Raw genomic sequence first — 22975 nt, forward strand, 5'->3', positions numbered from 1 at the left:
GGCCGGTTTCGTTATTTGAAGAGGGCGCTATGCCAACGACATTGTCACGCACCACGGCGGCCGCCAAGCCTGCCGAGATCGAGAAGAAGTGGCTAATCATCGATGCCGACGGCCTGGTTGTCGGTCGCCTCGCGTCGATCATCGCCAACCGCCTGCGCGGCAAGCACAAGGCGAACTACACGCCGCACGTCGATTGCGGTGACAACGTCATCGTCATCAATGCCGAGAAGGTCCGCTTCACCGGTCGCAAGCTCGGGCAGAAGATCTATTACCGTCACACCGGCTATCCAGGCGGCATCAAGGAAGTCACAGCCGAGAAGATCCTCGAAGGTCGTTTCCCCGAGCGCGTCCTCGAGAAGGCCGTCGAGCGCATGGTTCCCCGCGGTCCGCTCGGTCGCGATCAGATGCGCAACCTGCGCGTCTTTGCCGGTTCCGAGCATCCGCATGAAGCGCAGGCGCCCGAGGTTCTCGATGTCGCTGCGATGAATTCCAAGAACAGCGTTGCCAACGCCAGCAACAAGGTTTCCGCATAATGGCCGATAATCTTCAGTCCCAGCTGTCATCGCTGTCCGATCTCGGTGCGGCGATGGACGCGACGCCTATCCATGATGGCGTTTCGCCTGCCCCGCTGCGTGAGCAGCAGATCGATGCTCAGGGCCGTGCCTATGCTACCGGCAAGCGCAAGGACGCGATCGCGCGCGTCTGGCTCAAGCCCGGCAACGGCAAGATCACGGTCAACGGCCGCGACCAGACGGTCTACTTTGCTCGCCCGACCCTGCGCCTGGTGATCAACCAGCCGTTCGATGTCGCGGAGCGTCGCGAGCAGTATGACGTCGTCTGCACCGTCGCCGGCGGTGGTCTCTCCGGCCAGGCCGGCGCGGTCAAGCATGGCATCGCCCAGGCGCTGACCCGCTACGAGCCGACCCTGCGGACCGCCGTCAAGCACGCCGGTTTCCTGACCCGCGACCCGCGCGTCGTCGAGCGCAAGAAGTACGGCAAGGCCAAGGCTCGCCGCAGCTTCCAGTTCAGCAAGCGCTAAACACCGTCGCAGACTATTTAAGGCAGGGAGGAGCATCGTGCGCCTCCCTGTTTTGATTCGGAGCTGCTTCAAATCGTGCGATGGGGACGTTCCGTTCCTGCACCCTGCTCGACGAAGGCCTAGCTTTACCAGCCGCCGGTCAATCCTTCTAAGTCTTAGCCCCGCATCGGCATCCCGGCCTGTGCCGGCACGGTGTTCTCGTCGGCGATCCCTGCCCCGAATGACGCCGACGCATCGCTGCCGTCCGACTGGTGTGCGCGCTTGGTGAACAAGCCTTCGCCGCCGTCGCGCTTCGACAGCCGCTGCGCTGCATAAAGCCCTAGCGCACCGACCACTACGCCGCCGACCGCGGCCGTGCCGATCGCCAGCGATGCCAGCATCATCCCCGACCCGACCCGCGTCATCGTCCCGATCATGCTCGTCTCCCTGATATGTGCGCGGCAACAACGGCCCATGGACCGCCGGGGATCCGCCCGGCATAAGCGCTCGATGATCCGTGTCCTGCTGGCCTTGCTCGCGCTCCTGTCCCTGACGCCGGCGGCCGCGCAGCTGCCGAGGCACGTTGCCGTGATCCTGGCTGCCGAGAGCGCCAAACCTGCGGCAGGCAAGCCGCTGACGCTGGCGCTGACCTTCACCCCGCAGCCCGGCTGGCATACGTATTGGAAGAACCCCGGGGACGCCGGTGTCGAGACCAAGGCGACCTGGACCCTGCCACCGGGCAGCACGGCAAGCGACCTGCGCTATCCGGTCCCGGGAACATTGCTCGTCTCGGGCCTGATGAACTACGTCTATGAACGCCCGGCGACGTTGCTGGTCGACATTGCCGTGCCGGCAGGTGCCAGCGGCAGCTTTCCGATCGCGGTCAAGCTCGACTATCTGGTTTGTACCAGCGAGCTGTGTGTGCCTGAGTCGGCGACAGCGACTGCACAGCTGCAGATCGGCGACGGCGCACCGGACCCCGGGGCGGCTACGGTCCTGGCCGCTGCCCGCCAGGCGATGCCGGTGCCGCTGGATGCTGCCGGAACCTACCGGATCAGCGGTGGCCGACTGGCCGTGGCGGTGCCGATCGCCGACGCCGGGCGGGTGCGCAGTGCCTACTTCTTCCCGGCTGTCGATGGCTTTGCCGACTACGCCGCGCCGCAGGTGCTGAGCGTTTCCGGCGATAGCCTGCGCCTCGAGACCAAGGCCAGCGGCACTCCGTCCGGGCCGTTGACCGGCATCCTTAGGATCCAGCGCGAGGGCGAGAGCCAGCCCCGCGGCTTCGCCATCACTGCCAACCCCGGAGCGGTTCCCGCCGCGGGCGTGATTAAAGCCGGCGACACGAACGACTCCGCCGGCTGGCGCGGCTTCATTCCTGCCTTCCTGCTCGCAGTGGTCGGTGGGGTCATCCTCAACGTCATGCCATGCGTCTTTCCGATCCTCAGCCTCAAGGCGCTGAGCCTCGCCAAGGGCGGCACCTCGGCCAGCGACGCGCGGCGCGATGCGGTGGCCTATGCCGGCGGGGTCATGCTGGTCTGCGTCGCGCTGGGTGCAGCGATCCTCGGGCTGCGCGCGGCGGGCACGCAGATCGGCTGGGCTTTCCAGTTGCAGAACCCTCATGTCATCCTGGCGCTGTTGCTGCTGGTGACGGCGATCGCGCTCAACCTGGCAGGCCTGTTCGAGATCAGCCTGTCGAGCGGCGGTGCCGGCCAGTCGCTGACCATGAAGCGCGGGGCGGCGGGCAGTTTCTGGACCGGTGCGCTGGCGGCGTTCGTCGCGACACCGTGCACCGGGCCGTTCATGGCCGGCGCGCTGGGTGCGGCGCTGGTCCTGCCGCCGCTTGCCGGACTGCTGGTCTTTGCCGGGCTTGGGCTGGGTCTGGCGCTGCCGTTCATCGCCATCGGCTTCGTGCCGGCGCTGCGTCGGCGGCTGCCCAAGCCGGGGGCATGGATGGCGACGCTGCGGCACATCCTGAGCGTGCCGATGTTCCTGACCGCGCTGGCCCTGGCGTGGGTGCTGGGGCGGCAGACCGGGGTTGGCGGCATGACGCTCGGGCTGGGCGGGGCACTCCTGGTGGCGTTGGCCTTGTGGTGGTTCGGGGCGCGCCAGCAGGGGCAGCGTCCGGGCTGGCTGCCACTGGGTGGAGCAGTGGTGGCGGCGGTGTTGGCGCTCATCGTGCTTCCTCCCGTTGCTGGTGCGACGCCCGTGATCGATGCGCCGTCGACGTTGGCGGCCGAGCCGTTCACCGAGGCCCGGCTGGCGGCGTTGCAGGCGGCCAAGACCCCGACCCTGGTCTATTTCACCGCCGACTGGTGCCTGACCTGCAAGGTCAACGAGCGCGGCGCGCTGGCGAATGCCGAGGTCGGGCGGACGTTTGCGGCGAAGGGCGTCAAGACTTTGGTCGGTGACTGGACCAACGGCGATCCGGTGCTCGGGCGTTTCATCGAGGCGCACAATCGTGCCGGCGTGCCGTTGTACCTGTTCTATCACGCCGACGGACGGGTCGAGACGTTGCCGCAAGTGCTGACGCCCAGCCGGTTGATCGGGCTGGTCTGATCCTTTCGGTTCAGGGGAATACCCGCCTGCCGCCGACCCAGGTCTGCTCGACCTTGATCTTCCACAGGTCGCCCGGCGCGATCTTGAACGGGTCGCGATCGACGATGATGAAGTCCGCCCATTTGCCCGGCGTCAGCGTCCCGGTGTGCGTCTCGGAGTGGCTGGCATAGGCGGCGCCGGTGGTGAATGCGGCGAGCGCCTGGGTCAGCGTCAGTGCCTCGCCGACCCGCCAGCCGCCGAGCGGTTGCCCGCTGCGATCCTGCCGCGTCACGGCGGCGTGGAGCCCGTAGAACGGGTTCGGCGGCTCGACCGGAAAGTCGCTGCCGCCGGCAAAACGCGCCCCGCTACGGATCAGCGTCTCCCAGGCATAGGCTCCGCCGAGCCGTGCTTCGCCCAGCCGTGCTTCGGCCATACCCTTGTCGGAGGTCGCGTGGGTCGGCTGCATCGAGGCGATGATGCCGAGCGAGGCAAAGCGCGGCAGGTCGGCGACGTCGACGATCTGGGCATGCTCGATGCGCAGCCGGAGGCGCGCGCGGGTCGCCGCCGGTACGGTCGCATAGGCGTCGAGCACCTGCGCATTCGCGGCGTCGCCGATGGCGTGCACGGCAATCTGGAAGCCCTGCCCCGCCGCCTTGTCGACGGCGGTACGCAGCGCCGCATTGGTGTTGAAACTCAGGCCGCGATTGCCCGGCGCATCGCTGTAATCGGCCTTCAGAAAGGCACCGCGCGACCCCAGTGCGCCGTCGTCGTAGAGCTTGACGCCGTGCAGCGACAGGCGCTCGTCGCCGGTCCAGTCGATCGGCCCCTTGGGTGCGATCGTCGCCAGCGCGTCCATGCCGCCGGCGAGCGCCGCGATCCGCACGGTGAGGCGGTGCCCTGCATCATAGGCACGGTACAGGCGCCAGGTGTCGGGATCGATGCCCATGTCGCCGACCTGGGTCAGGCCGACCGACGCCATGATCTGCAGGGCCTTGTCGAAGGCGCGCCGGGCCTCGGCCTCGGTCGGCTTGGGCAGCACCGCCTCGATCAGGCCCTTGGCGGCATCGACGAAGACTCCGGCGGGCGCACCACCGGGACCGCGCTCGATGCGTCCGCCGGCGGGATCGGGCGTTGCGGCGACGACCTTGGCGAGCGCGATGGCGCGGTTGTTGGCCCAGCCGGCATGGCCGTCGATGCGGGTCAGATAGGCCGGGCGGTCGGGCACGGCGCGGTCGAGTTCGGCGGCGGTCGGAAACCGCCGCTCCGGCCAGCGCTCCTGGTTCCAGCCGCTGCCGACGATCCAGCGCGCCTGCGGATTGGCCTTGGCATAGGCGGTGACGCGGGCCAGCGCCTGCGCCAGCGAGGTCGTGCCCGACAGGTCGACCGCGAGGGCGTTGTAGCCGAGCTCCATGACATGGCCGTGCGCGTCGATCAGCCCGGGCATCACCGTGCGGCCGCCCGCGTCGACCTGCTTCATGTCCGGCGTCACCGCGATCTTGGCGCCGCGCGGGTAAGTCCGGACGACCTTGCCGTCGTCGCCGACCAGCAGCGCACCGAAATGGACGATCTGGTTCGAGGCATCGAGCGTGATGCCGTCGGCGTTGGTGAGCAGCGTGCTTGCCGCGCCAAGGGCCGGCGTGCCGAGCAATGTCAATGCGATGAGCCGCGGAAGTTCACGTCGCAACATGCCATGAACGCCTTCTTCGTTGCTCCTGGCTGGCGTGGAGCGAGGTGCTCCGAGCCGGCCGTCGGTGCCGCCGCATCGTGCAACGAAGAAGTCCGTCATAGTCATTGAACCTATATGGCACAGCGAATGGTGTGTAGGACAGCGCTCGTCCGGACTAGCGATAGCGGGTGATCAGGCTCGACGTGTCGAGGCGGCCGCCGCCCTTGCCCTGCACCTCGGCATAGAACTGATCGACCAGCGCCGTCACCGGCAGCCCGATGCCGAGCCGTGTCGCCTCGCCCAGCACCAGCCCCAGGTCCTTGCGCATCCAGTCGACCGCGAAGCCGAAGTCGAACTTGCCGTCGATCATCGTCGTGGCGCGGTTGTCCATCTGCCAGCTTTGCGCGGCGCCCTTGGAGATCACGTCGATCACCGCGCCGGCGTCGAGCCCGGCGGCCAGCGCGAAGTTGAGCGCCTCGGCCAGCCCTTCGACCAGTCCGGCGATGCAGATCTGGTTGACCATCTTGGCAAGCTGGCCGCTGCCCGCCGGCCCGAGGTGCCCGGTGCGTCTGGCATAGGCCGCGAACACTGGCTCGGCAGCGGCGAACGCATCGGGGGTGCCGCCGCACATGATCGTCAGGACGCCGTTGATGGCGCCGGCCTCGCCGCCCGACACCGGTGCGTCGAGCACCATCACGCCGCGCTCCGCACCCGCCGCCGCCAGTTCGCGCGCCACCTGTGCCGAGGCCGTGGTATGGTCGGCGAACAAGGTTCCGGGCCGCATCGCCGCCAGCACGCCGTCCGTACCGAGCAGCAGCCCGCGGAGATCGTCGTCGTTGCCGACGCAGGTCAGCACGACGTCCGCCGCCGCTGCGCCCGCCGCCGGGCTGGCAAAGCTTTGCCCGCCATGTTCCGCGACCCAGGCCGCGGCCTTCGCAGCGGTGCGATTATAGACGCTGACCTCGTGGCCGGCCTTGGCCAGATGCCCCGCCATGGGCGCACCCATGACGCCAAGCCCGATGTAGAAAATCTTCAAGTTGGTCATCCCATGCCTGCCGGGACACATGTGATCCCGGCCGCGGGCGGCGCGCACCGCCAGCTGCCTCGTTCAAGCGCGAGTGATGGCGAGCCGGTTGATGCTTGGCAAGCCGATGGTTCGCGGTTCGCCTCGGGTGGCCAACCGGCAACCTTGGCGCTAAAGCCGCAACGATGAACGCTCTTGCCTCCACCGACGCCGCTGCCATCTTGCCGGCGCTGCCGATCTCGATCGCCGACGTAATCGCGGCTCGCGATGCGATTGCGGGCGCGGTCATCCGCACACCCTGCCTGGTCAGCAAGACGCTGAGCGAGCTGACCGGCGCCGAGGTCTGGATCAAGTTCGAGAATTTGCAGTTCACCGCCGCCTACAAGGAGCGCGGCGCCCTCAACAAGCTGTTGTCGCTGACGCCCGAGCAGCGGGCGTGCGGCGTCATCGCGGCGTCGGCGGGCAATCACGCGCAGGGCCTCGCCTATCACGCCCGACGCCTCGGCATCCCGGCGACCATCGTCATGCCGCGCTTCACGCCGATGGTGAAGATCCAGCAGACCGAGGGCCACGGCGCCCATGTCGTCCTGCACGGCGAGAAGTTCGAGGAAGCCAGCGCCGAGGCATATCGCCTCGCCGACCAGCGCGGCTATGTCTTCGTCCATCCGTTCGACGATCCGGTAGTCATGGCCGGCCAGGGCACCGTCGCATTGGAAATGCTGGAGGATGCGCCGCATCTCGACACGCTGATCGTGCCGATCGGCGGCGGCGGGCTGATCTCCGGGATGTCGACCGTCGCCAAGGCACATGCCACGCCGATCGAGGTCGTCGGCGTGCAGGCCGAACTTTATCCGTCGATGTGGGGTAAGCTGCGCCACGAGAGCGTCAGTTGCGACGGCGACACGCTGGCCGAGGGCATCGCGGTCAAGACGCCCGGCGTGCTGACGTTCCAGGTCGTCGAGCGGCTGGTCGACGACATCGTGCTGGTCGGCGAGCGTGAACTGGAACACGCCGTCGCCATGCTGCTGACCATCGAGAAGACGGTGGCGGAGGGGGCCGGAGCGGCTGGACTGGCGGCGCTGCTGGCGCATCCGCGGCGATTCCGCGGGCGCAAGGTCGGGCTGGTGCTGTGCGGCGGCAACATCGACACGCGGCTGCTGGCCAACGTGCTGCTGCGCGATCTCGCCCGGTCGGGCCGGCTGGCGCGGCTGCGCATCCGCCTGAAGGACCGCCCCGGCCAGTTGTTCGAGGTCGCCCGCATCTTCGAGCAGCAGCAGGTCAACATCCTCGAAGTCTATCACCAGCGGGTCTTCACCAACCTGCCGGCCAAGGGCCTGATCACCGACATCGAGTGCGAGACCCGCGACCGCGACCACCTCGACCGGTTGGTCGAGACGCTGCGCGCCGCGGGCTATGACGTGCGGATGGTCGAGGCCGACTGACCGCCGTTCAGCAGCGGCGCAGGTGAAGACACGACTGCTTCTTGCGCGTGGGGGTTGCGGGCTGAGATCCGTCGACCGGGCGAATTTCCAACAGCAGCGCATCGCCGCGCCCGTCGCGCGGCACCTCGGGCGGCCGCAGCCGGGACGCGTCCGACGAGCAGCCGGCGATGAGCATCAGGCCGGCAGCGGCAATCGTGCGCATCAGAACCGCAGCGCCATCTGGACGCCGCCGCCACCGGTATCGCCATAGGCGGAGATGCGGGTGTTCTCGTTGAGGCGGCGGGTGAACAGGAACGCCGAGCCTTCGCCGATCGCGGCGCCGGCCACGACATCGTACCAATAGTGATTGTGCGACTTGACCCGCGCGAAGCCGACCGTCGCGGCGAGCAGTTCGAACGGCAGCCCGACCTTCCAGCCATAGCGGGCCTGCAGGTAACCGGCACCGGCAAACGACAGCGAGGTGTGGCCCGACGGGAAACTGTGGTTGCCGCCATTCGGACGGCGCTCGTTGACCGCGTATTTCAGCCCCTCGGTGCTGGCGACGGTCAGCAGCCCGGTCTCGCCGAGCATCAGCAAGCCGTTGCGGTCGCTTTCGCAAAGGCTGTAGCCGCCGGCCGCGAGCGGGATGCCGATCGCGCCGATGTCGGCGTAGGTCTGCCAGAACTTGTCGCTGGCTGCCGCCGGCGCCGCCAACATCACCGCGCCACTGGCCAGCGCAATCGTAAAGCCCTTCACGTCGGTCTCCCTTGGCGCCATCGTTGAAGCGGGCGCTGTGTGTTTGACGTCGCTGACTGGGCGATCCCGCAGCCGGCGACGATGACTAAGTTTGCCGCAGGTGGTCCGGCGACGTAGGAGATGGTCGATGAAGAACCGCCCGCTGCGTGAACGGATCGGCTTCGCCCTGGCTGGACTGGGCGAAGGCTGGCGGCGCGAGCGCAGCCTGCGGACGCACACCGCCTTCGCCGTGCTGGCGGTCGTCGCGCTGCTGATCCTGCGGCCCGCGCCGATCTGGTGGGCGGTCTTCGGCCTGGTCATCGCGCTGGTCATCGCGTTCGAGCTGGTCAACTCCGCGCTGGAGGGCCTGATCGACCTGCTCCACCCCGCCATCCACCCGGAGATCAAGGTCATCAAGGACATGGCCGCAGGCGCCGTGCTTGCCCTGAGCCTAGCCGCGCTGGTCGTCGCCGCTGCGATGGTCGTCGACAGCCTGCAGCAGCGCGGCGTCATCGCGCACATTAGTCACCTGGTCGGTGCCGATTAACCCTGTTCCCGACGCAAAAACCCGCGCATCATGCCGCTTTAATGGCCGAGGCCTGAAGGGGTTGCCGCCACCGTGACCGACCAGAGTTTCAAGTTCCCGCGCTTTTTCGTGACTGCGCCGTCACCCTGCCCCTATGTGCCGGGCCGGTTCGAACGAAAGGTGTTCACCGAGCTCAAGCGCAACGACGCGCTGGAGATGAACGAGGCGCTCGCCCGCATCGGTTTCAGGCGCTCGCAGAACATCGTCTACCGGCCGAGCTGCGACGATTGCTCCGCCTGCGTCTCGGTGCGGGTCGCGGCGCGCGAGTTCAAGGCATCCGACTCGCAAAAACGCCTGCTGCGGCGCCACGCCGACCTCGAAGTCTCCGCCTGCGAACCGTGGAGCACCGAGGAGCAGTTCGAGCTGCTGCAGCGCTATGTCGGCTCGCGCCACCCCAGCGGCGGCATGGCGATGATGGACGCCTATGACTTCGCCGACATGATCGAGCAGACCCCGGTCGACACCGTCGTCGTCGAGTACCGCGAACCGTCCACCGACGACCGCCCCGGCCGCCTGGTCGGCGCTTGCCTGACCGACAAGCAATCCGATGGCCTGTCGATGGTCTACAGCTTCTACGACCCGGCGCTGGCGACGCGCCCCGGTCTTGGCACCTTCATCATCCTCGACCACATCGTCCGTGCCGCGCGCGCCGAATTGCCGTTCGTCTATCTCGGCTACTGGATCGAAGGGGTGGACCGGATGACCTACAAGACGCGGTTCAAGCCGGTCGAGAAACTGACTGCGCGGGGTTGGGTTCGCGCCGCCTGAGCTGGAGGCCGGGGCCGTGTTCCTAAGAGCCCGGTTCACCAACCGCCCTCTTTGGTAACCTCGATCCCGACGTTTCAAGCCGCGGAGGTTCGCTGGACTATCGCTGCTCCGAAGCCCTGCCCTGCCCGCGGCGGCCAAGCAGTTTTGCCATATGCTTGAACGACATGCGCCAAATTGTGTGCATACGCAGGTCTGCAGCAGACAGTTGCAACTGGCCTGAAATTTAACCGTTTTGGCAGTACCTAAGTACAGAGACGTACAAATTCGTCTGTCTACAGTCGAGCACAAGTAAATCTTGATCCAAATTGGCAGCAAATTGTAAAACTTTCTGACAGTAGGGGTTTTCTAGCAACCAGGTAGGTTGTGATAAACCATAGACTTAGCGTGCATACGGATTGTGGCCCCAAAATTGCAGAGGTCGTCTTGTTGGGCTGACGCGTCTGTCCAGTGGACACTTCTCGTCGCCGGATCATCAAACGGGGAATTTTCGTGCATTGCAGTTCTAAATTTACCGGCCTTGGCGCCGTAGGGTGGCTTATTGCTTTCGGCGCACCGGCGCTGTCCGCGCCGCTCCTCGGGCCCGAATTCCAGCGCCAGACGATTATCTCGAAAACCTACACGACGACCGGCGATAGCTCGGTCGTCCACGGCAACGTCTTTGCCGGCGGCGTCTCCACGACCGGGGCGAATGCCGATGTGCTGGGCAACCTCGTGTCGGGCGGGGCGGCGACGACCGGCGGGACAGGTTCGACCGTCACGGGTAACATCGTCTCGGGCGGCGTCGCCACGACGGGCGACGGATCGCTGATCGGCGGCAGCGTCACCTCGAGCGGCGCCTCGACGATCGGCGCAAACTCGCGCGTCACCGGCGATGTCACCTCGGTCGGTGCCGCGACGACGGGCGACACGTCGTGGGTCGGCGGCACGATCCAGACCGGCGGAGCGGCAAGCACCGGAGCCAATTCGGTGGTCGTCGGCGCGGTCGGCGCGGTCGGCGCGATCAGCGTCGGCGCCAACAGCCTGGTCGGCTCGCAATATGCGCTGGCGGCGTCGCCATTCGTGGCGACCGAGCTCACCGCATCGCTCGACGCGGAGGCAGCGACACATACCAGCCTGATCCGCTATGCGCAGACCGCGCTAAAAAGCCTGGGCATCGGTACCGTCCTCGCAGCGACGATGACGACCGACACGACGCTTTATTCGGGCGTCTACAGCGCCGCCAGCCTGTCGACGACTGCGGGCACGACGCTGACGCTCGACGGCCAGGGCAAGCTCGACCAGGTCTGGGTCTTCAACATCGCCGATATCCTGGCGACCGGAGCTTCGACGAAGATCGTCATGATCAACGCCGGTGCCGGCAGCGGCATCATCTGGAACACCGGTGGCTATGCCAGCCTGGGCGCAAGCTCGGTCTTCCTCGGGACCATCCTCGCCGAAACCTACATCAGTGTCGGCGCCGATGCCGAGACGCTTGGCGTCACCAAGACCTGCGGCGGCCTTTTCTCGGCATCATCCTACGTCTCGACCGGCGCCGGCGCCAAGGTCGGTGGCTATGGCTGCTACGGCATCGGCAGCGTCTTCAACGTCGACAACGACGGCAAGGTGTACCGCCCGGTCACCATTCCGCCACCCGAGCCCAGCGACAACACCGTTCCGGAGCCACAAGCCTGGATCATGATGCTGGCAGGCTTCTTCATCATCGGCTCGGCGAGCCGCCGTCGGGCTCGCCGCCAGGCCGTCGCCAGCTAGACCGGGAACCAGCGGGTCCGGATCGCCGGGCAACATTCGCTGATAAGCGTCCGCTTCCAGGTCTTGGCGCCCGGAAGCGGATAGTCGTTTCATTGCGTCGGCTTCGGTCGAGCCGGGCGTCAGGCGTCCGGTTCGAGTCCGTTCGGGAACTCGCCGCGCCGCGGTCGGAAGGGCGGGTCGTCACCCTCGCCGATCCAGTTGCCGCCTCGGCAGGTCACCGCGCGGCCTTCGATCATCTCGATCGATCCCGGCGGATAGAAGCGCCCGTCGAAGAAGCACGCGTCCTGGTCCTCCGTGACGATCGGACCGCCGGTGCCGCGGTCGATGCGCGGGTGATGCGGATCGAACGGGAGCAAATCGGGATCGTCCGGCACGTCCGGCATGGATCTAGCTCACCACGATCGGATTGTGGTTGGGATAGTCGACCAGATGACCTGCAAGATCCGCGTCGGCATCTTCGCGCGTCGACCTGGTCGGACCGATCCACTGGCCGCTGGGATGGTCTTCGCAGACAACGTAATAGCTTGTCTTCGCGACAGTCTCCACACCGCCACCAGCGGCGTCCGGATCCTTGAACCTGTCGCTGATCGAGTGCGCACCGTCCGGGATGGCCGGGTCGACGAACGCTTCCGATACCCTGAGAGTCACCATTACAGCATCCTCCGATAGTTTAGGTTCGACCCTAATCTATCACGAACTGAAGGTCTCGACGAGCGGCTGCGGCGGCCTAGCCGTCCAGATTCGGCCGCAGCCACTGCTCCGCCTGCTGGATCTCCACGCCGCGCCGCGCCGCATAATCCGCGACCTGATCCGCACCGATGCGCGCCACGCCGAAATAGCTGGCTTGCGGGTGTCCGAAATAGAAGCCGCTGACGCTGGCGGTGGGGAGCATGGCGAAGCTCTCGGTCAGGGTGATGCCGGTAGCTTCAGTGGCGCTGAGCAGCTCGAACAGCAGCGGCTTGACGCTGTGGTCGGGGCACGCGGGATAGCCGGGCGCGGGACGGATGCCGGTGTATTTCTCGCGGATAAGGTCCTCGTTGGACAAATCCTCGTTCGGCGAATGGCCCCACAGGTCGCGGCGGACGCGGGCATGCAGGGCTTCGGCGAAGGCCTCGGCCAAGCGGTCGGCGAGCGCCTTTAGCAGGATGTCGTTATAGTCGTCGTGCTCGGCCTTGAAGCGCGCCAGATGCTCGTCGATCCCGGCGCCGCCGGTGACGGCGAAGCCGCCGAGCCAGTCGGCCTCGTCGGAGACGAAGTCGGACAGGCACATGTTGAAGCGGCCTTCGCGCTTGACGATCTGCTGGCGCAGGAACGGGATGCGCGCCAGTTCGACGTCGCGCGCCTCGGTGGTGAACAGCAGCACGTCGTCGCCGTCGCGCCGCGCGGGCCAGATCGCGACTACCCCGGCGGGACGCAGCCAATTCTCAGCGACGATCTTCTCAAGCATCGCCTGCGCATCGGCGAACAGCGAGGTGGCGCTCTCGCCGACGACCGGGTCGGTGAGGATGGCCGGATAGTTGCCGGCCAGCTCCCAGGCGCGGAAGAACGGCGTCCAGTCGATGTAGGGGATCAGCTCGGCGACGCTCATGGTCACTGGCTGTGCCCCGGCGATGCGCGGACGGACCGGCGGATGCGCGATGAAATCGGTCGGAAAGGCATTGGCCCGCGCCGCCGCCAGCGTCGCCAGCTTGCTCTGGGTGTTGCTGGCGCGAGCGATGCGGATCGCCTCGTAATCGTTCGAGGTCGAGGCGACGAGCTCGTCCTTCATCGTGTCGCTGACCATCGCGCCGGCGACGCCGACGGCACGGCTCGCGTCGAGGACGTGGATCGTCGGTCCCTTGTAGGCGGGCGCGATGCGCAGCGCAGTATGGACCCGGCTGGTCGTCGCGCCGCCGATCAACAGCGGCATGGTCATCCCGGCGCGCTGCATCTCCGCGGCCACGGTGACCATCTCATCGAGCGACGGGGTGATCAGGCCCGACAGGCCGATCATGTCGGCGTTATGGTCGTTGGCGGCCTTCAGGATCGCCGACCAGGGCACCATGACGCCGAGGTCGATGACCTCGAAATTATTGCACTGCAGGACGACACCGACGATGTTCTTGCCGATGTCGTGGACGTCGCCCTTGACCGTCGCCATGATGATCCGGCCCTTGGACGAGGCGCCCTCCGACTTCTCCGCCTCGATGAACGGCAGCAGGTGGGCGACCGCCTTCTTCATGACGCGCGCCGACTTGACGACCTGGGGCAGGAACATTTTGCCTGCACCGAACAGGTCGCCGACGACGTTCATGCCGGCCATCAGCGGGCCTTCGATGACGTCGATCGGGCGGACCGCGACCTGGCGCGCCAGTTCGGTATCGTCGACGACCCAGGCGTCGAGGCCTTTGACCAGCGCGTGCTCCAGTCGCTTGTCGACCGACCAGCCGCGCCATTCCTCGGTCGCCTGCTCCTGCGCCGCGCCGCTGCCGCGGAACTTGTCGGCCAGCTCGACGAGGCGCTCGGTCGGAGTCTGGTTGGAGTTGCGCGGGCGGCGGTTGAGGATAACGTCCTCGCAGGCCTCGCGCAGTTCGGGGTTGATGGTGTCGTAGACGTCGAGCTGCCCGGCGTTGACGATGCCCATGTCGAGCCCCGCCGCGATGGCGTGGAACAGGAAGATCGAGTGCATGGCGCGGCGCACCGGCTCATTGCCGCGAAAGCTGAACGACATGTTGGAGACGCCGCCGGAGATATGGGCGTGCGGGCAGCGGACCTTGATCTCGCGGCAGGCCTCGATGAAGTCGACGCCGTAATTGTCGTGCTCCTCGATGCCGGTGGCGACCGCGAAGATGTTGGGATCGAAGATGATCTCCTCGGGCGGAAAGCCGTCGGCAACGAGCAGGTCGTAGGCGCGGCCGCAGATCTCGACCTTGCGGGCGGCGGTGTCGGCCTGGCCGAGCTCGTCGAACGCCATGACCACGGCGGCAGCGCCGTACATCCGGCACTTGCGGGCGGCGGCGAGGAAGGCTGGTTCGCCCTCCTTCATCGAGATCGAATTGACGATCGGCTTGCCGGAGACGCAGCGCAGCCCGGCCTCGATGACGCTCCATTTCGAGCTGTCGATCATCACCGGGACGCGCGCGATGTCGGGCTCGGCGGCGATCAGCTTGAGGAAGGTCGTCATCGCGTATTCGGCGTCGAGCAGGCCCTCGTCCATGTTGACGTCGATGATCTGCGCACCGTTGGCGACTTGCTGGCGCGCGACCTCGACGGCGGCGGGATAGTCGCCGGCCATGATCAGCTTCTTGAACGCCGCCGAGCCGGTGACGTTGGTACGCTCGCCGATGTTGACGAAGGTGGCGCGCCGGGGCGCGGGCTCGTCGTCGGGCAGGTCGAGTTTCAGGGCGGCAGAACTCACGCCGCGTCCGCCATGATCATCGGGTCGAGGCCGGCGAGGCGCAGCACCGGTTTCGGCCGCGGGATGACACGCGGCGGCTTGCCCTTCACGGCACGGGCCATCGAGGCGATATGCTCCGGCGTCGTGCCGCAGCAGCCGCCGACGACGTTGATCAGTCCTTCGGCGACCCATTCGGCGATAAAGGCGCCGGTGGTGTGCGGCTGCTCGTCATATTCGCCCAGGTCGTTGGGCAGCCCCGCGTTGGGATAGACCATGACCAGCGTGTCGGCGAGCGGGTTGAGCGTCTGCACATAGGGGCGCAGCAGGTCCGCCCCGAAGGCGCAATTCAGACCGATGGTCAGCGGCTTGGAGTGTCGGACGGTGTACCAGAAGGCGTCGACCGAGTGGCCCGACAGGTTGCGGCCCGACATGTCGGTGATGGTCATCGAGATCATCAGCGGGATCTCGTGTCCGCGCTGCTCCGCCAGTTCCAGCACCGCGATGATCGCCGCCTTGGCGTTGAGCGTGTCGAAAATCGTCTCGACGAGGATGAAGTCGCAGCCGCCGTCGAGCAGCGCGACCGCCTGGTCGGCATAGACCGCCTTCATCGCGTCGAACTCGACGGCGCGGAAGCCGGGATCGTTGACGTCGGGGGACAGCGACAAGGTCTTGTTGGTCGGCCCGATCGCCCCGGCGACGAAACGCGGGCGACCGTCCTTCGCTTCATAGTCGTCGGCTGCCTTCCGCGCGATCCGGGCGGCGCCGAGGTTGATGTCGCGGACCAGATGGACGGCCTTGTAGTCGTCCTGGCTGATCGTGTTGGCGTTGAAGGTGTTGGTCGAAACGATGTCCGAGCCGGCATCGAGATAACCGCGGGTGATCGCGTCGATGATGTCGGGGCGGGTCAGGCACAACAGGTCGTTGTTGCCCTTCTGGTCGTCGGTCAGCTCATAGTCGCCGCGATAATCGGCCTCGCTAAGCCCGTACGACTGGATCATCGTGCCGAACGCCCCGTCGGTGAGCAGGATGCGCTCGGAGGCGAGCGCACGCAGGCGGACGGCGGCGGCGGATGGCGTGATCATGCCGCAAGCTCCTGCGCCGGCGCAACCGGGCGAACGCCGAGCATGTGGCAGATCGCATAGGCCAGCTCGGCGCGGTTCAACGTGTAGAAGTGAAAATGCCGGACGCCGCCAGCATACAGCCGGCGGCACTGTTCGGCAGCGACGGTCGCGGCAACCAGCTGGCGAGCGGCAGGCTTGTCGTCGAGGCCATCGAACAGCCGCGCCATCCAGTCGGGCACCGAGGTCCCGGTCGCCTTGGCCATGCGCAGCAGGTTGGCGACGTTCGAAACCGGCAGGATGCCGGGCACGAGCTCGGCGGTGACACCGGCGTTCGCGGCGGCATCGCGGAAGCGGAAGAAGGTGTCGGGCTCGAAGAAGAATTGCGTGATGGCGCGCTGGGCACCGGCGTCGAGCTTGCGGCGCAGATGCTCGAGGTCTGAGGCGCTGTCGGGCGCTTCGGGATGCTGCTCGGGATAGGCCCCGACCGAGATTTCGAAGTCGGCGACGCGGCGCAGGCCAGCGACCAGGTCGGCACTGCTGGTATAGCCGTCGGGCTGGGCGACGAAACGCTCGCCGGCCCGGGGCGGGTCACCGCGCAGGGCAACGATGTGGCGGACACCGGCTTCCCAATAGGCGCGCGCGACATCATCGATCTCGGCGCGGCTGGCGTCGACGCAGGTCAGGTGTGCGGCGGCGGGTATTCCGGTCTCGCGCGCGATGCGCGCGACGGTGTTGTGGGTGCGCTCGCGGGTCGAGCCACCGGCGCCGTAGGTCACCGAGACGAAGCGCGGCTTGAGCGGACGCAGGGTCTCGATCGACTCCCACAGCGTCTTGTCCATGCCCTCGGTCTTGGGCGGAAAGAACTCGAACGACACGCCGATGTCACCGGGCAGGTCGGCGAACAACGGCGACCCGACGGCCCGCGAGGCTTCGTTCATCTGGGCAAAAGTCAGCGTGGTCATGCGGCTACCTGCTGCTGGAACGGGGGGCGCTCGCCGAGCCAAAGGGCAACGGTGAGCGGCTGGTCGACGCCGGCGGGAGCGGCGAGATGGGCGACGACGCGGGCGTCGAGGCCGGCATCGTCCATCCAAGCGCTGACCTGGGCGTCGTCGAAACCGAGGCGGAGATGGGCGTATTTGGCGCGCAGCTCCTCCCGGTCGTGCGGGGCGAAATCGGCGACCAGCAACCGTCCGCCGGGCGCCAGCACCCGCGCCGCCTCGGCGATGGCGAGGCCGGGGGCGTCGGCGAAGTGCAGGACCTGGTGGAGGACGACGGTATCGACGCTGGCATTGGACTGGGGCAGCGCGAACATGTCGCCGTGGCGGACCTCGGCATGCGCAAGGCCGGCCGCCTCGATCTTGCCGCGCGCCAGCCGCAGCATTTCGGGCGAGCGGTCGATGCCGATGGCAGTGCGCGCGCTGCCCCCGAGCAGCTCGATCATCCGCCCGGTGCCGGTGCCGACGTCGAGCAGCGTGCCGAGCGGGCGGCTGGCGAGCGCGCCGAGGATCGCGGCCTCGACATCGCATTCGGCGACATGCGCGGAGCGGACCTGGTCCCAGGTCGCGGCCTGCGCGGTGAAATAATCCTCGGCGGCGCTGGCCCGCTCGGCCCGGACGGCGGCAAGGCGAGCGGTATCGGCAACCGCCTCGCCCTCGTCCCAACTGTCGAGCGCCATCATCACCGGCCGGGTCACTCCGTCCTCGCCGAGGCGGACGAACACCCAGGCGCCTTCCTTGAAGCGCCGCACCAGCCCGGCATCGGCCAGGATGCGGACATGGCGCGAGACCCGCGGCTGGCTTTGGCGGAGCACCTGCGCCAGTTCACCGACCGCCAGTTCCATGCGCCGGACAAGCAGCAGGATGCGGATCCGGGTCGGATCGGCCAGCGCGCGGAAGACAGGCAAAGCAACATGCATCGATTGCAGATATAAAGATGTCTTTATATGCCTGTCAACGGCGCTGCACCTGTCTGCGTCCGATCACCATCGTTACGGCATCGGAGCCTTGCCGCCCGGGCGACGTTATGGCACCGCCATCCGACAATTCTACGCCAAGGTCAGCCCATGCGTTTCCAGTTCCTAATGCGTGCCGCAGCAAGCCTCGCCGTGCTGGCCGTCGGCGCCTGCGCGACGCCGCATCCCGGCAGCATCGCCGACGCCCAGCGCGATCCGTGGGAGAAGACCAATCGCAAGATCTACGCCCTCAACCGCGGCCTCGATCGCTACGCGCTGAAGCCGGCATCGAATGTCTACCGTGCCGTCGTCCCCGGGGCGGCGCGACGCGGTGTCACTAACGGCCTCAACAACATCACCGAGCCGACATCGTTCATCAACGCCATCCTGCAGGGCAAGATCAAGCAGGCGTTCCGCACCGTCGACCGCTTCCTGATCAACAGCACGATCGGCATCGCCGGGCTGGCGGACCAGGCCACCGACCTGGGACGGCCTGAGGAGCCTGAGGACTTCGGCCAGACGCTGGCGGTGTGGGGCGTCAAGTCCGGTCCCTATGTCATGCTGCCGTTCTTTGGCCCGTCGACTTTGCGCGACACGGTCGGGCTGGCGGGCGATTTCGCCAGCGACCCGGTGCCCTATGTTCGGCGCGATGTGCTCGGCAAGTCGATCCTGATCACCGGTGGCCAATTCGGGCTGACGGCGCTCGACCTGCGCTCCAAGCTGACCGATGCCGGCGCCGACAATGTCCTCGACAGCAGCCTCGACGAGTATGCGACGGTAAAATCGGCATTCCTGCAGCGGCGCCAGTCGCAGATTTACGACGGTTCGCCGCCGGATGAAGACGATGAGCCGGTCGAAGACGCACCGCTGGCGCCCGGCGCGACCCCCCCGGGCGCCGCTACGCCCGCCGATGGTCCGCCGACGGCACCCTCCCCCGCCGCGCCGCAGGCTTCGACACCGCCAGCGACGACGCCCCAATGAAACGGGTCGTGTTCCTGTTGTTCTGCAGTATCGCGGCCTCGTGCCACAAGACCGAAGAGGCTGCTCCAGCAAAGGAAAGCGCGATCACCGAAGCAGAACGACGGGCAGTATTCGATACGGATGCAGCATTACGCGAGGCCCGCAGCACCCCTGCGGCACAGTCGTCGCAATAGGGAACAAATAACACGCGTGAGTGCTTTCGGCTCGGACTAACCAGCAGGAGGACTACCCATGCGCGCTCTTACGACGACTGCAATTGCCCTTGTCGCTACCCTTGGTCTGGGTGCTTGCGGCAAGAAGGCCGAAACAACGACCACCGACACCAGCACGACCGCAACCACGACCGGCACCGATGCGACCGCGACCACGGGCGCGACCGGCAGCGGCGCAGGCACCGGCACCGACGGTTCCGCAACCAGCGGCACCGGCATGAACGGCGCCAGCGGTTCGACCGGCGGCACCGACGCAATGGCGGGTTCGGGCTCGTCGGCCGGCACGACCGGTGCGATGACCAGCGGCAGCGACGCCGGCGCGGGCATGACCTCGGGCAGCGGTTCGACCGCCGGCTCGAGCATGAACAGCGGCGCAACTGGCTCGACCGGCACGACCGACACCCAGAACAGCACGACGGGCGCAGCCGGCTCGACCTCCGGTTCGACGCCGCGCTGAGGTCACTCGCCGGCCCGGAGCGATCCGGGCCGGTAGCGACATAAAGAAGGGGCCGCGACTTGCATCGCGGCCCCTTTTTCGTGCGTGGTTGGTAGGCGGACCTTAGAAGTCCATTCCGCCCATGCCGCCCATGCCGCCGCCGCCGCCCATGCCGCCTGCGCCGCCCTTGTCGTCGGCAGGCAGTTCGGTGATGGCCGCTTCGGTGGTGATCAGCAGGCCGGAGACCGAGGCCGCATCCTGGAGTGCCGTGCGAACGACCTTGGTCGGGTCGATGACGCCGCTCTGGACGAGGTTCTCGTAGACGCCGGTCTGGGCGTTGAAGCCGATCGTGTCGTCGTTGCCATCGAGCAGCTTGCCCGAGATGACCGCGCCGTCATGGCCGGCATTCTGTGCAATCTGGCGAACCGGAGCGAACAGTGCCTTGCGGATGATGTCGATACCGCGGGTCTGGTCGTCGTTGGCGCCCTTCAGGCCTTCGAGAGCCTTGGTTGCATAGAGGAGTGCGGTACCGCCGCCGGGGACGATGCCCTCCTCGACTGCAGCGCGGGTCGCGTGAAGAGCGTCGTCGACGCGGTCCTTGCGCTCCTTGACCTCGACCTCGGTCGAACCACCGACCTTGATGACTGCAACACCACCGGCCAGCTTGGCCAGACGCTCCTGCAGCTTCTCCTTGTCGTAGTCGGACGTCGTCGACTCGATCTGCGCACGGATCTGCTCGACGCGACCCTTGATCGCCTCGGCATCACCGGCACCGTCGATGATCGTCGTGTTATCCTTGTCGATGGTGACGCGCTTGGCCGAGCCGAGCATCGCCAGCGTGACGTTCTCGAGCTTGATGCCGAGGTCCTCGGAGATCGTCTCGCCCTTCGTCAGCGTGGCGATATCCTCGAGCATCGCCTTGCGACGATCGCCGAAGCCAGGAGCCTTGACGGCAGCGACCTTGAGGCCACCGCGCAGCTTGTTGACGACGAGCGTGGCGAGAGCCTCGCCCTCGACATCCTCGGCGATGATCAGCAGCGGACGGCCGCTCTGAACGACGGCTTCGAGAACCGGCAGCAGCGCCTGAAGGTTCGAGAGCTTCTTCTCGTTGATCAGGATGTACGGGTTGTCGAGCTCGACCGACATCTTCTCGGGGTTGGTGATGAAGTAAGGCGACAGGTAGCCGCGGTCGAACTGCATGCCCTCGACGACGTCGAGTTCGAAGTCGAGACCCTTGGCCTCCTCGACGGTGATGACGCCTTCCTTGCCGACCTTTTCCATCGCTTCGGCAATCTTCTCGCCGACGATGGTGTCACCGTTCGACGAGATGACGCCGACCTGGGCGATCTCGGCGGTGCCGGCGACCGGCTTGGAACGAGCCTTGAGGTCCTCGACGACCTTGGCGACGGCGATGTCGATGCCGCGCTTCAGGTCCATCGGGTTCATGCCCGCTGCGACCGACTTCATGCCCTCGCGAACGATGGCCTGGGCCAGCACGGTCGCGGTGGTGGTGCCGTCGCCGGCGATGTCGTTGGTCTTCGAAGCGACTTCGCGGACCATCTGGGCGCCGAGGTTCTCGAACTTGTCCTTGAGCTCGATTTCCTTGGCGACGGTGACGCCGTCCTTGGTGATGCGCGGGGCGCCGAACGACTTCTCGATAACGACGTTGCGGCCCTTGGGACCGAGCGTTACCTTGACCGCGTCGGCGAGGATGTCGACGCCGCGCAGGATGCGCTCACGGGCGTCGCGGCTGAACTTGACGTCTTTGGCTGCCATGTTGTTTTCCTTGGATAGATTATTGAAGACGCAGCGAAATCAACTCAGCCGAGAAGGCCGAGGATGTCGCTTTCCTTCATGATGATCAGGTCTTCGCCGTCGACCTTGACCTCGGTGCCCGACCACTTGCCGAACAGGATCTTGTCGCCCTCGGCAACGTCGAGCTTGACGCGGTCACCGGCCTCGTTGCGAGCGCCCTTGCCGGCGGCAACGACGATGCCCTCCTGGGGCTTTTCCTTGGCGGTGTCCGGGATGATGATTCCGCCCGCGGTCTTCTCTTCGGCTTCGATGCGGCGAACGAGCACGCGGTCGTGGAGCGGCGTAAATTTCATGGGGTCGCACCTGTCTCTGGTTGCAAAATCCGTCCGCTGGCACTCATCGAGGAGGAGTGCCAGCGACCCGGCGCATATGGTTCCGGGTTCATCTCCCGTCAAGGGACGGAATGGCCGTGCAGGGGTCGAAATCTGCCGCTGGAACGTTATACGGGCCAAGTTGAACCCAGGGTCGATCCGGCGCCGCGATCGACCCGGCCGGCGCCGCCACACGGAGACCGACGATCTTTAATCTCATATTCGCAACGCCGTGCCTGTACGTCGTGGCACGCTGGTTGTGGCCGCTGGCCTTGCCGACCTGGGTGAAGGTCGCGCTGGCGTTGGTGCTGCTCGCGGCATCGCAATATCACTATTGGAGCAAGCTGTCGTCGGGTTCGGTCTTTGCGCCGGAGTTTCCGCGCGCGGTGGTGATCCTGTTCAACTGGGCGTTCGGCACGATCGTCCTGCTGGCGGTGCTGCAGATCGCGCTCGATCTCGGGACACTGGCGACGATATTGGTGCGGTGGCGTGCAGTCGTGGTGCCGGACACCCTGCGCTACGCGGTCGCCGGGATAGCGGCCTTGCTCGCGGCGATCGGCGTCGCAAACGCCGTCCGGGTGCCGCCGGTCGTCGATGTCGAGGTCGCGATCAGCGGGCTGCCGCCGCAATATGACGGCTACCAGCTGCTGCAATTGACCGACCTGCACATCAGCCGGCTGTTCACCGCGGACTGGGCAAGCGCCGTCGTCGAGCGAGCCAATGCCTCGGGCGTCAACCTGATCGTGGTGACGGGCGACTTCATCGACGGGTCGGTCGAGATGCGGCGCCAGGACGTGGCGCCCCTGCGCAGCCTGCATGCGCCCGACGGCGTCTACGCGATCCCCGGCAACCACGAGTATTTCTTCGATTACTCGGCGTGGATGCGCCACCTCGCCGAACTTGGGTTCCGGATGTTGCCCAACCGCCATGTCGTGCTGACGCGCGGCGGGGCGCGGCTGGTTTTGGCCGGGGTCACCGACCTGTCGGCGCCGAGCGTCGGGCAAGCGGGGCCGGATCTGGACGCGGCGCTGGCGGGGGCGCCGGCGGGGGTGCCGATCATATTGCTCGACCACCAGCCGAAACATGCCCGGCAGGCGGCGGCGCGCGGGGTTGCGCTGCAGCTGTCGGGGCACACGCACGGCGGCATGATCGTCGGGCTGGACCGGGTGGTGGCGCGCGCCAACGGCGGCTTCGTGTCCCGGCGCTATGAGGTCGACGGCATGACGCTGTATGTCAGCAACGGCACGGCGCTATGGCCGGGCTTTGCGCTGCGGCTCGGCAGGCCGCCGGAAATGACGCGCTTCACCTTGCGGGCGCGCTGAAGGGAGAG

General features: G+C 66.9%; 23 protein-coding genes. 10 read left to right on the forward strand and 13 right to left on the reverse strand.

All coding sequences use genetic code 11. The features are described 5' to 3' along the window. Positions 1-29 precede the first annotated feature (29 nt). Positions 30-533 carry a 50S ribosomal protein L13 gene (rplM, locus tag ACOFKW_RS15850; protein ID WP_419815091.1) on the forward strand — a complete coding sequence of 168 codons (504 nt, stop codon included), beginning with the start codon at positions 30-32 and terminating at the stop codon, positions 531-533. Continuing rightward, positions 533-1039 carry a 30S ribosomal protein S9 gene (rpsI, locus tag ACOFKW_RS15855; protein ID WP_419815092.1) on the forward strand — a complete coding sequence of 169 codons (507 nt, stop codon included), beginning with the start codon at positions 533-535 and terminating at the stop codon, positions 1037-1039. Before rplM ends, rpsI begins: the two co-directional genes overlap by 1 nt. Before the next feature lie 155 nt (positions 1040-1194). On the opposite strand, the gene ACOFKW_RS15860 is transcribed toward rpsI, so the two are convergent. Continuing rightward, entirely contained in the window at positions 1195-1455 is a 261-nt protein-coding gene (locus ACOFKW_RS15860) for a hypothetical protein (protein WP_419815093.1), read from the reverse strand. Positions 1456-1528: 73 nt separating this feature from the next. Here ACOFKW_RS15860 and ACOFKW_RS15865 point away from each other — a divergent pair, with 73 nt between their 5' ends. Next, entirely contained in the window at positions 1529-3574 is a 2046-nt protein-coding gene (locus ACOFKW_RS15865) for a protein-disulfide reductase DsbD family protein (protein ID WP_419815094.1), read from the forward strand. A 10-nt stretch (positions 3575-3584) separates the two neighbouring features. On the opposite strand, the gene ACOFKW_RS15870 is transcribed toward ACOFKW_RS15865, so the two are convergent. Together ACOFKW_RS15870 and ACOFKW_RS15875 are read right to left on the reverse strand one after the other, a co-directional pair. Then, positions 3585-5240, reverse strand: a complete 1656-nt coding sequence (locus ACOFKW_RS15870) for an amidohydrolase (protein ID WP_419815095.1) — start codon at positions 5238-5240, stop codon at positions 3585-3587. 154 nt (positions 5241-5394) lie between these two features. Beyond that, positions 5395-6225, reverse strand: a complete 831-nt coding sequence (locus ACOFKW_RS15875) for an NAD(P)-dependent oxidoreductase (RefSeq protein ID WP_419816979.1) — start codon at positions 6223-6225, stop codon at positions 5395-5397. A 203-nt stretch (positions 6226-6428) separates the two neighbouring features. On the opposite strand from ACOFKW_RS15875, the gene ACOFKW_RS15880 reads away from it, so the two are divergent. After that, positions 6429-7685, forward strand: a complete 1257-nt coding sequence (locus ACOFKW_RS15880; RefSeq protein WP_419815096.1) for a threonine ammonia-lyase — start codon at positions 6429-6431, stop codon at positions 7683-7685. A 7-nt stretch (positions 7686-7692) separates the two neighbouring features. On the opposite strand, the gene ACOFKW_RS15885 is transcribed toward ACOFKW_RS15880, so the two are convergent. Together ACOFKW_RS15885 and ACOFKW_RS15890 are read right to left on the reverse strand one after the other, a co-directional pair. Then, positions 7693-7887: a hypothetical protein gene (locus tag ACOFKW_RS15885; RefSeq protein ID WP_419815097.1), complete on the reverse strand. Its 195-nt coding sequence runs from the start codon at positions 7885-7887 to the stop codon at positions 7693-7695. Further along, positions 7887-8420 carry a phosphatase PAP2 family protein gene (locus tag ACOFKW_RS15890; protein ID WP_419815098.1) on the reverse strand — a complete coding sequence of 178 codons (534 nt, stop codon included), beginning with the start codon at positions 8418-8420 and terminating at the stop codon, positions 7887-7889. The genes ACOFKW_RS15885 and ACOFKW_RS15890 overlap by 1 nt, the downstream gene beginning before the upstream one ends. A gap of 127 nt (positions 8421-8547) precedes the next feature. Here ACOFKW_RS15890 and ACOFKW_RS15895 point away from each other — a divergent pair, with 127 nt between their 5' ends. The 3 genes from ACOFKW_RS15895 (at position 8548) to ACOFKW_RS15905 (ending at position 11502) form a co-directional block, all read left to right on the forward strand. Beyond that, entirely contained in the window at positions 8548-8946 is a 399-nt protein-coding gene (locus ACOFKW_RS15895; RefSeq protein WP_419815099.1) for a diacylglycerol kinase, read from the forward strand. Positions 8947-9018: 72 nt separating this feature from the next. Further along, complete coding sequence (locus ACOFKW_RS15900) at positions 9019-9753, forward strand: arginyltransferase (RefSeq protein WP_419815100.1); 735 nt, start codon at positions 9019-9021, stop codon at positions 9751-9753. Positions 9754-10242: 489 nt separating this feature from the next. Beyond that, on the forward strand, positions 10243-11502 hold the full coding sequence (locus tag ACOFKW_RS15905; RefSeq protein ID WP_419815101.1) for an ice-binding family protein: 1260 nt from the start codon (positions 10243-10245) through the stop codon (positions 11500-11502). A gap of 119 nt (positions 11503-11621) precedes the next feature. Here the strand turns inward: ACOFKW_RS15905 and ACOFKW_RS15910 are convergent, their stop codons facing one another. The 6 genes from ACOFKW_RS15910 to ACOFKW_RS15935 form a co-directional block, all read right to left on the reverse strand. Further along, positions 11622-11885, reverse strand: a complete 264-nt coding sequence (locus ACOFKW_RS15910; RefSeq protein ID WP_419815102.1) for a hypothetical protein — start codon at positions 11883-11885, stop codon at positions 11622-11624. Positions 11886-11889: 4 nt separating this feature from the next. Further along, a complete protein-coding gene (locus ACOFKW_RS15915; RefSeq protein WP_419815103.1) occupies positions 11890-12153 on the reverse strand; it encodes a hypothetical protein in 264 nt (87 codons plus the stop codon). A 76-nt stretch (positions 12154-12229) separates the two neighbouring features. Continuing rightward, positions 12230-14872, reverse strand: a complete 2643-nt coding sequence (gene metH / locus ACOFKW_RS15920; RefSeq protein WP_419816980.1) for a methionine synthase — start codon at positions 14870-14872, stop codon at positions 12230-12232. Between the two features lie 23 nt (positions 14873-14895). Next, a complete protein-coding gene (locus tag ACOFKW_RS15925) occupies positions 14896-15960 on the reverse strand; it encodes a homocysteine S-methyltransferase family protein (protein ID WP_419815104.1) in 1065 nt (354 codons plus the stop codon). Further along, on the reverse strand, positions 15957-16901 hold the full coding sequence (gene metF / locus ACOFKW_RS15930) for a methylenetetrahydrofolate reductase [NAD(P)H] (protein ID WP_419815105.1): 945 nt from the start codon (positions 16899-16901) through the stop codon (positions 15957-15959). The genes ACOFKW_RS15925 and metF overlap by 4 nt, the downstream gene beginning before the upstream one ends. Continuing rightward, positions 16898-17854 (reverse strand): ArsR/SmtB family transcription factor, encoded by a 957-nt coding sequence (locus ACOFKW_RS15935; protein ID WP_419815106.1) that lies wholly within the window; start codon positions 17852-17854, stop codon positions 16898-16900. Before ACOFKW_RS15935 ends, metF begins: the two co-directional genes overlap by 4 nt. A 147-nt stretch (positions 17855-18001) precedes the next feature. Between ACOFKW_RS15935 and ACOFKW_RS15940 the strand changes: the two genes are divergently transcribed. Together ACOFKW_RS15940 and ACOFKW_RS15945 are read left to right on the forward strand one after the other, a co-directional pair. Next, complete coding sequence (locus ACOFKW_RS15940; RefSeq protein ID WP_419815107.1) at positions 18002-18871, forward strand: VacJ family lipoprotein; 870 nt, start codon at positions 18002-18004, stop codon at positions 18869-18871. A 231-nt stretch (positions 18872-19102) separates the two neighbouring features. Further along, positions 19103-19540, forward strand: coding sequence for a hypothetical protein (locus tag ACOFKW_RS15945; protein ID WP_419815108.1), 438 nt, complete (start codon positions 19103-19105; stop codon positions 19538-19540). 102 nt (positions 19541-19642) lie between these two features. Here ACOFKW_RS15945 and groL read toward each other — a convergent pair whose 3' ends face one another. Both groL and groES read right to left on the reverse strand, forming a co-directional pair. Beyond that, the gene (gene groL / locus ACOFKW_RS15950; RefSeq protein ID WP_419815109.1) at positions 19643-21295 is read right to left on the reverse strand and encodes a chaperonin GroEL; all 1653 of its coding nucleotides are present in this window, start codon (positions 21293-21295) and stop codon (positions 19643-19645) included. A 44-nt stretch (positions 21296-21339) separates the two neighbouring features. After that, the gene (groES, locus tag ACOFKW_RS15955) at positions 21340-21627 is read right to left on the reverse strand and encodes a co-chaperone GroES (RefSeq protein WP_419815110.1); all 288 of its coding nucleotides are present in this window, start codon (positions 21625-21627) and stop codon (positions 21340-21342) included. A gap of 263 nt (positions 21628-21890) precedes the next feature. Between groES and ACOFKW_RS15960 the strand changes: the two genes are divergently transcribed. Then, positions 21891-22967 (forward strand): metallophosphoesterase, encoded by a 1077-nt coding sequence (locus ACOFKW_RS15960; RefSeq protein WP_419815111.1) that lies wholly within the window; start codon positions 21891-21893, stop codon positions 22965-22967. Positions 22968-22975: the final 8 nt, after the last annotated feature.

Source organism: Glacieibacterium sp., from assembly GCF_965200405.1.
In the GTDB taxonomy this organism is placed as follows: Bacteria; Pseudomonadota; Alphaproteobacteria; order Sphingomonadales; family Sphingomonadaceae; genus Glacieibacterium.

Bases quoted from the DNA above. Each gene is read 5' to 3' on its own strand.
- ACOFKW_RS15910 (WP_419815102.1), bottom strand. From the start codon at position 11,885: ATGCCGGACGTGCCGGACGATCCCGATTTGCTCCCGTTCGATCCGCAT.
- ACOFKW_RS15885 (WP_419815097.1), bottom strand. From the start codon at position 7,887: ATGCGCACGATTGCCGCTGCCGGCCTGATGCTCATCGCCGGCTGCTCG.
- ACOFKW_RS15870 (WP_419815095.1), bottom strand. From the start codon at position 5,240: ATGTTGCGACGTGAACTTCCGCGGCTCATCGCATTGACATTGCTCGGC.
- ACOFKW_RS15935 (WP_419815106.1), bottom strand. From the start codon at position 17,854: ATGCATGTTGCTTTGCCTGTCTTCCGCGCGCTGGCCGATCCGACCCGG.
- ACOFKW_RS15875 (WP_419816979.1), bottom strand. From the start codon at position 6,225: ATGGGTGCGCCCATGGCGGGGCATCTGGCCAAGGCCGGCCACGAGGTC.
- ACOFKW_RS15895 (WP_419815099.1), top strand. From the start codon at position 8,548: ATGAAGAACCGCCCGCTGCGTGAACGGATCGGCTTCGCCCTGGCTGGA.
- ACOFKW_RS15940 (WP_419815107.1), top strand. From the start codon at position 18,002: ATGCGTTTCCAGTTCCTAATGCGTGCCGCAGCAAGCCTCGCCGTGCTG.
- ACOFKW_RS15925 (WP_419815104.1), bottom strand. From the start codon at position 15,960: ATGATCACGCCATCCGCCGCCGCCGTCCGCCTGCGTGCGCTCGCCTCC.
- rplM (WP_419815091.1), top strand. From the start codon at position 30: ATGCCAACGACATTGTCACGCACCACGGCGGCCGCCAAGCCTGCCGAG.
- ACOFKW_RS15860 (WP_419815093.1), bottom strand. From the start codon at position 1,455: ATGATCGGGACGATGACGCGGGTCGGGTCGGGGATGATGCTGGCATCG.
- rpsI (WP_419815092.1), top strand. From the start codon at position 533: ATGGCCGATAATCTTCAGTCCCAGCTGTCATCGCTGTCCGATCTCGGT.
- ACOFKW_RS15880 (WP_419815096.1), top strand. From the start codon at position 6,429: ATGAACGCTCTTGCCTCCACCGACGCCGCTGCCATCTTGCCGGCGCTG.
- groES (WP_419815110.1), bottom strand. From the start codon at position 21,627: ATGAAATTTACGCCGCTCCACGACCGCGTGCTCGTTCGCCGCATCGAA.
- metF (WP_419815105.1), bottom strand. From the start codon at position 16,901: ATGACCACGCTGACTTTTGCCCAGATGAACGAAGCCTCGCGGGCCGTC.
- ACOFKW_RS15915 (WP_419815103.1), bottom strand. From the start codon at position 12,153: ATGGTGACTCTCAGGGTATCGGAAGCGTTCGTCGACCCGGCCATCCCG.
- ACOFKW_RS15945 (WP_419815108.1), top strand. From the start codon at position 19,103: ATGCGCGCTCTTACGACGACTGCAATTGCCCTTGTCGCTACCCTTGGT.
- ACOFKW_RS15865 (WP_419815094.1), top strand. From the start codon at position 1,529: ATGATCCGTGTCCTGCTGGCCTTGCTCGCGCTCCTGTCCCTGACGCCG.
- groL (WP_419815109.1), bottom strand. From the start codon at position 21,295: ATGGCAGCCAAAGACGTCAAGTTCAGCCGCGACGCCCGTGAGCGCATC.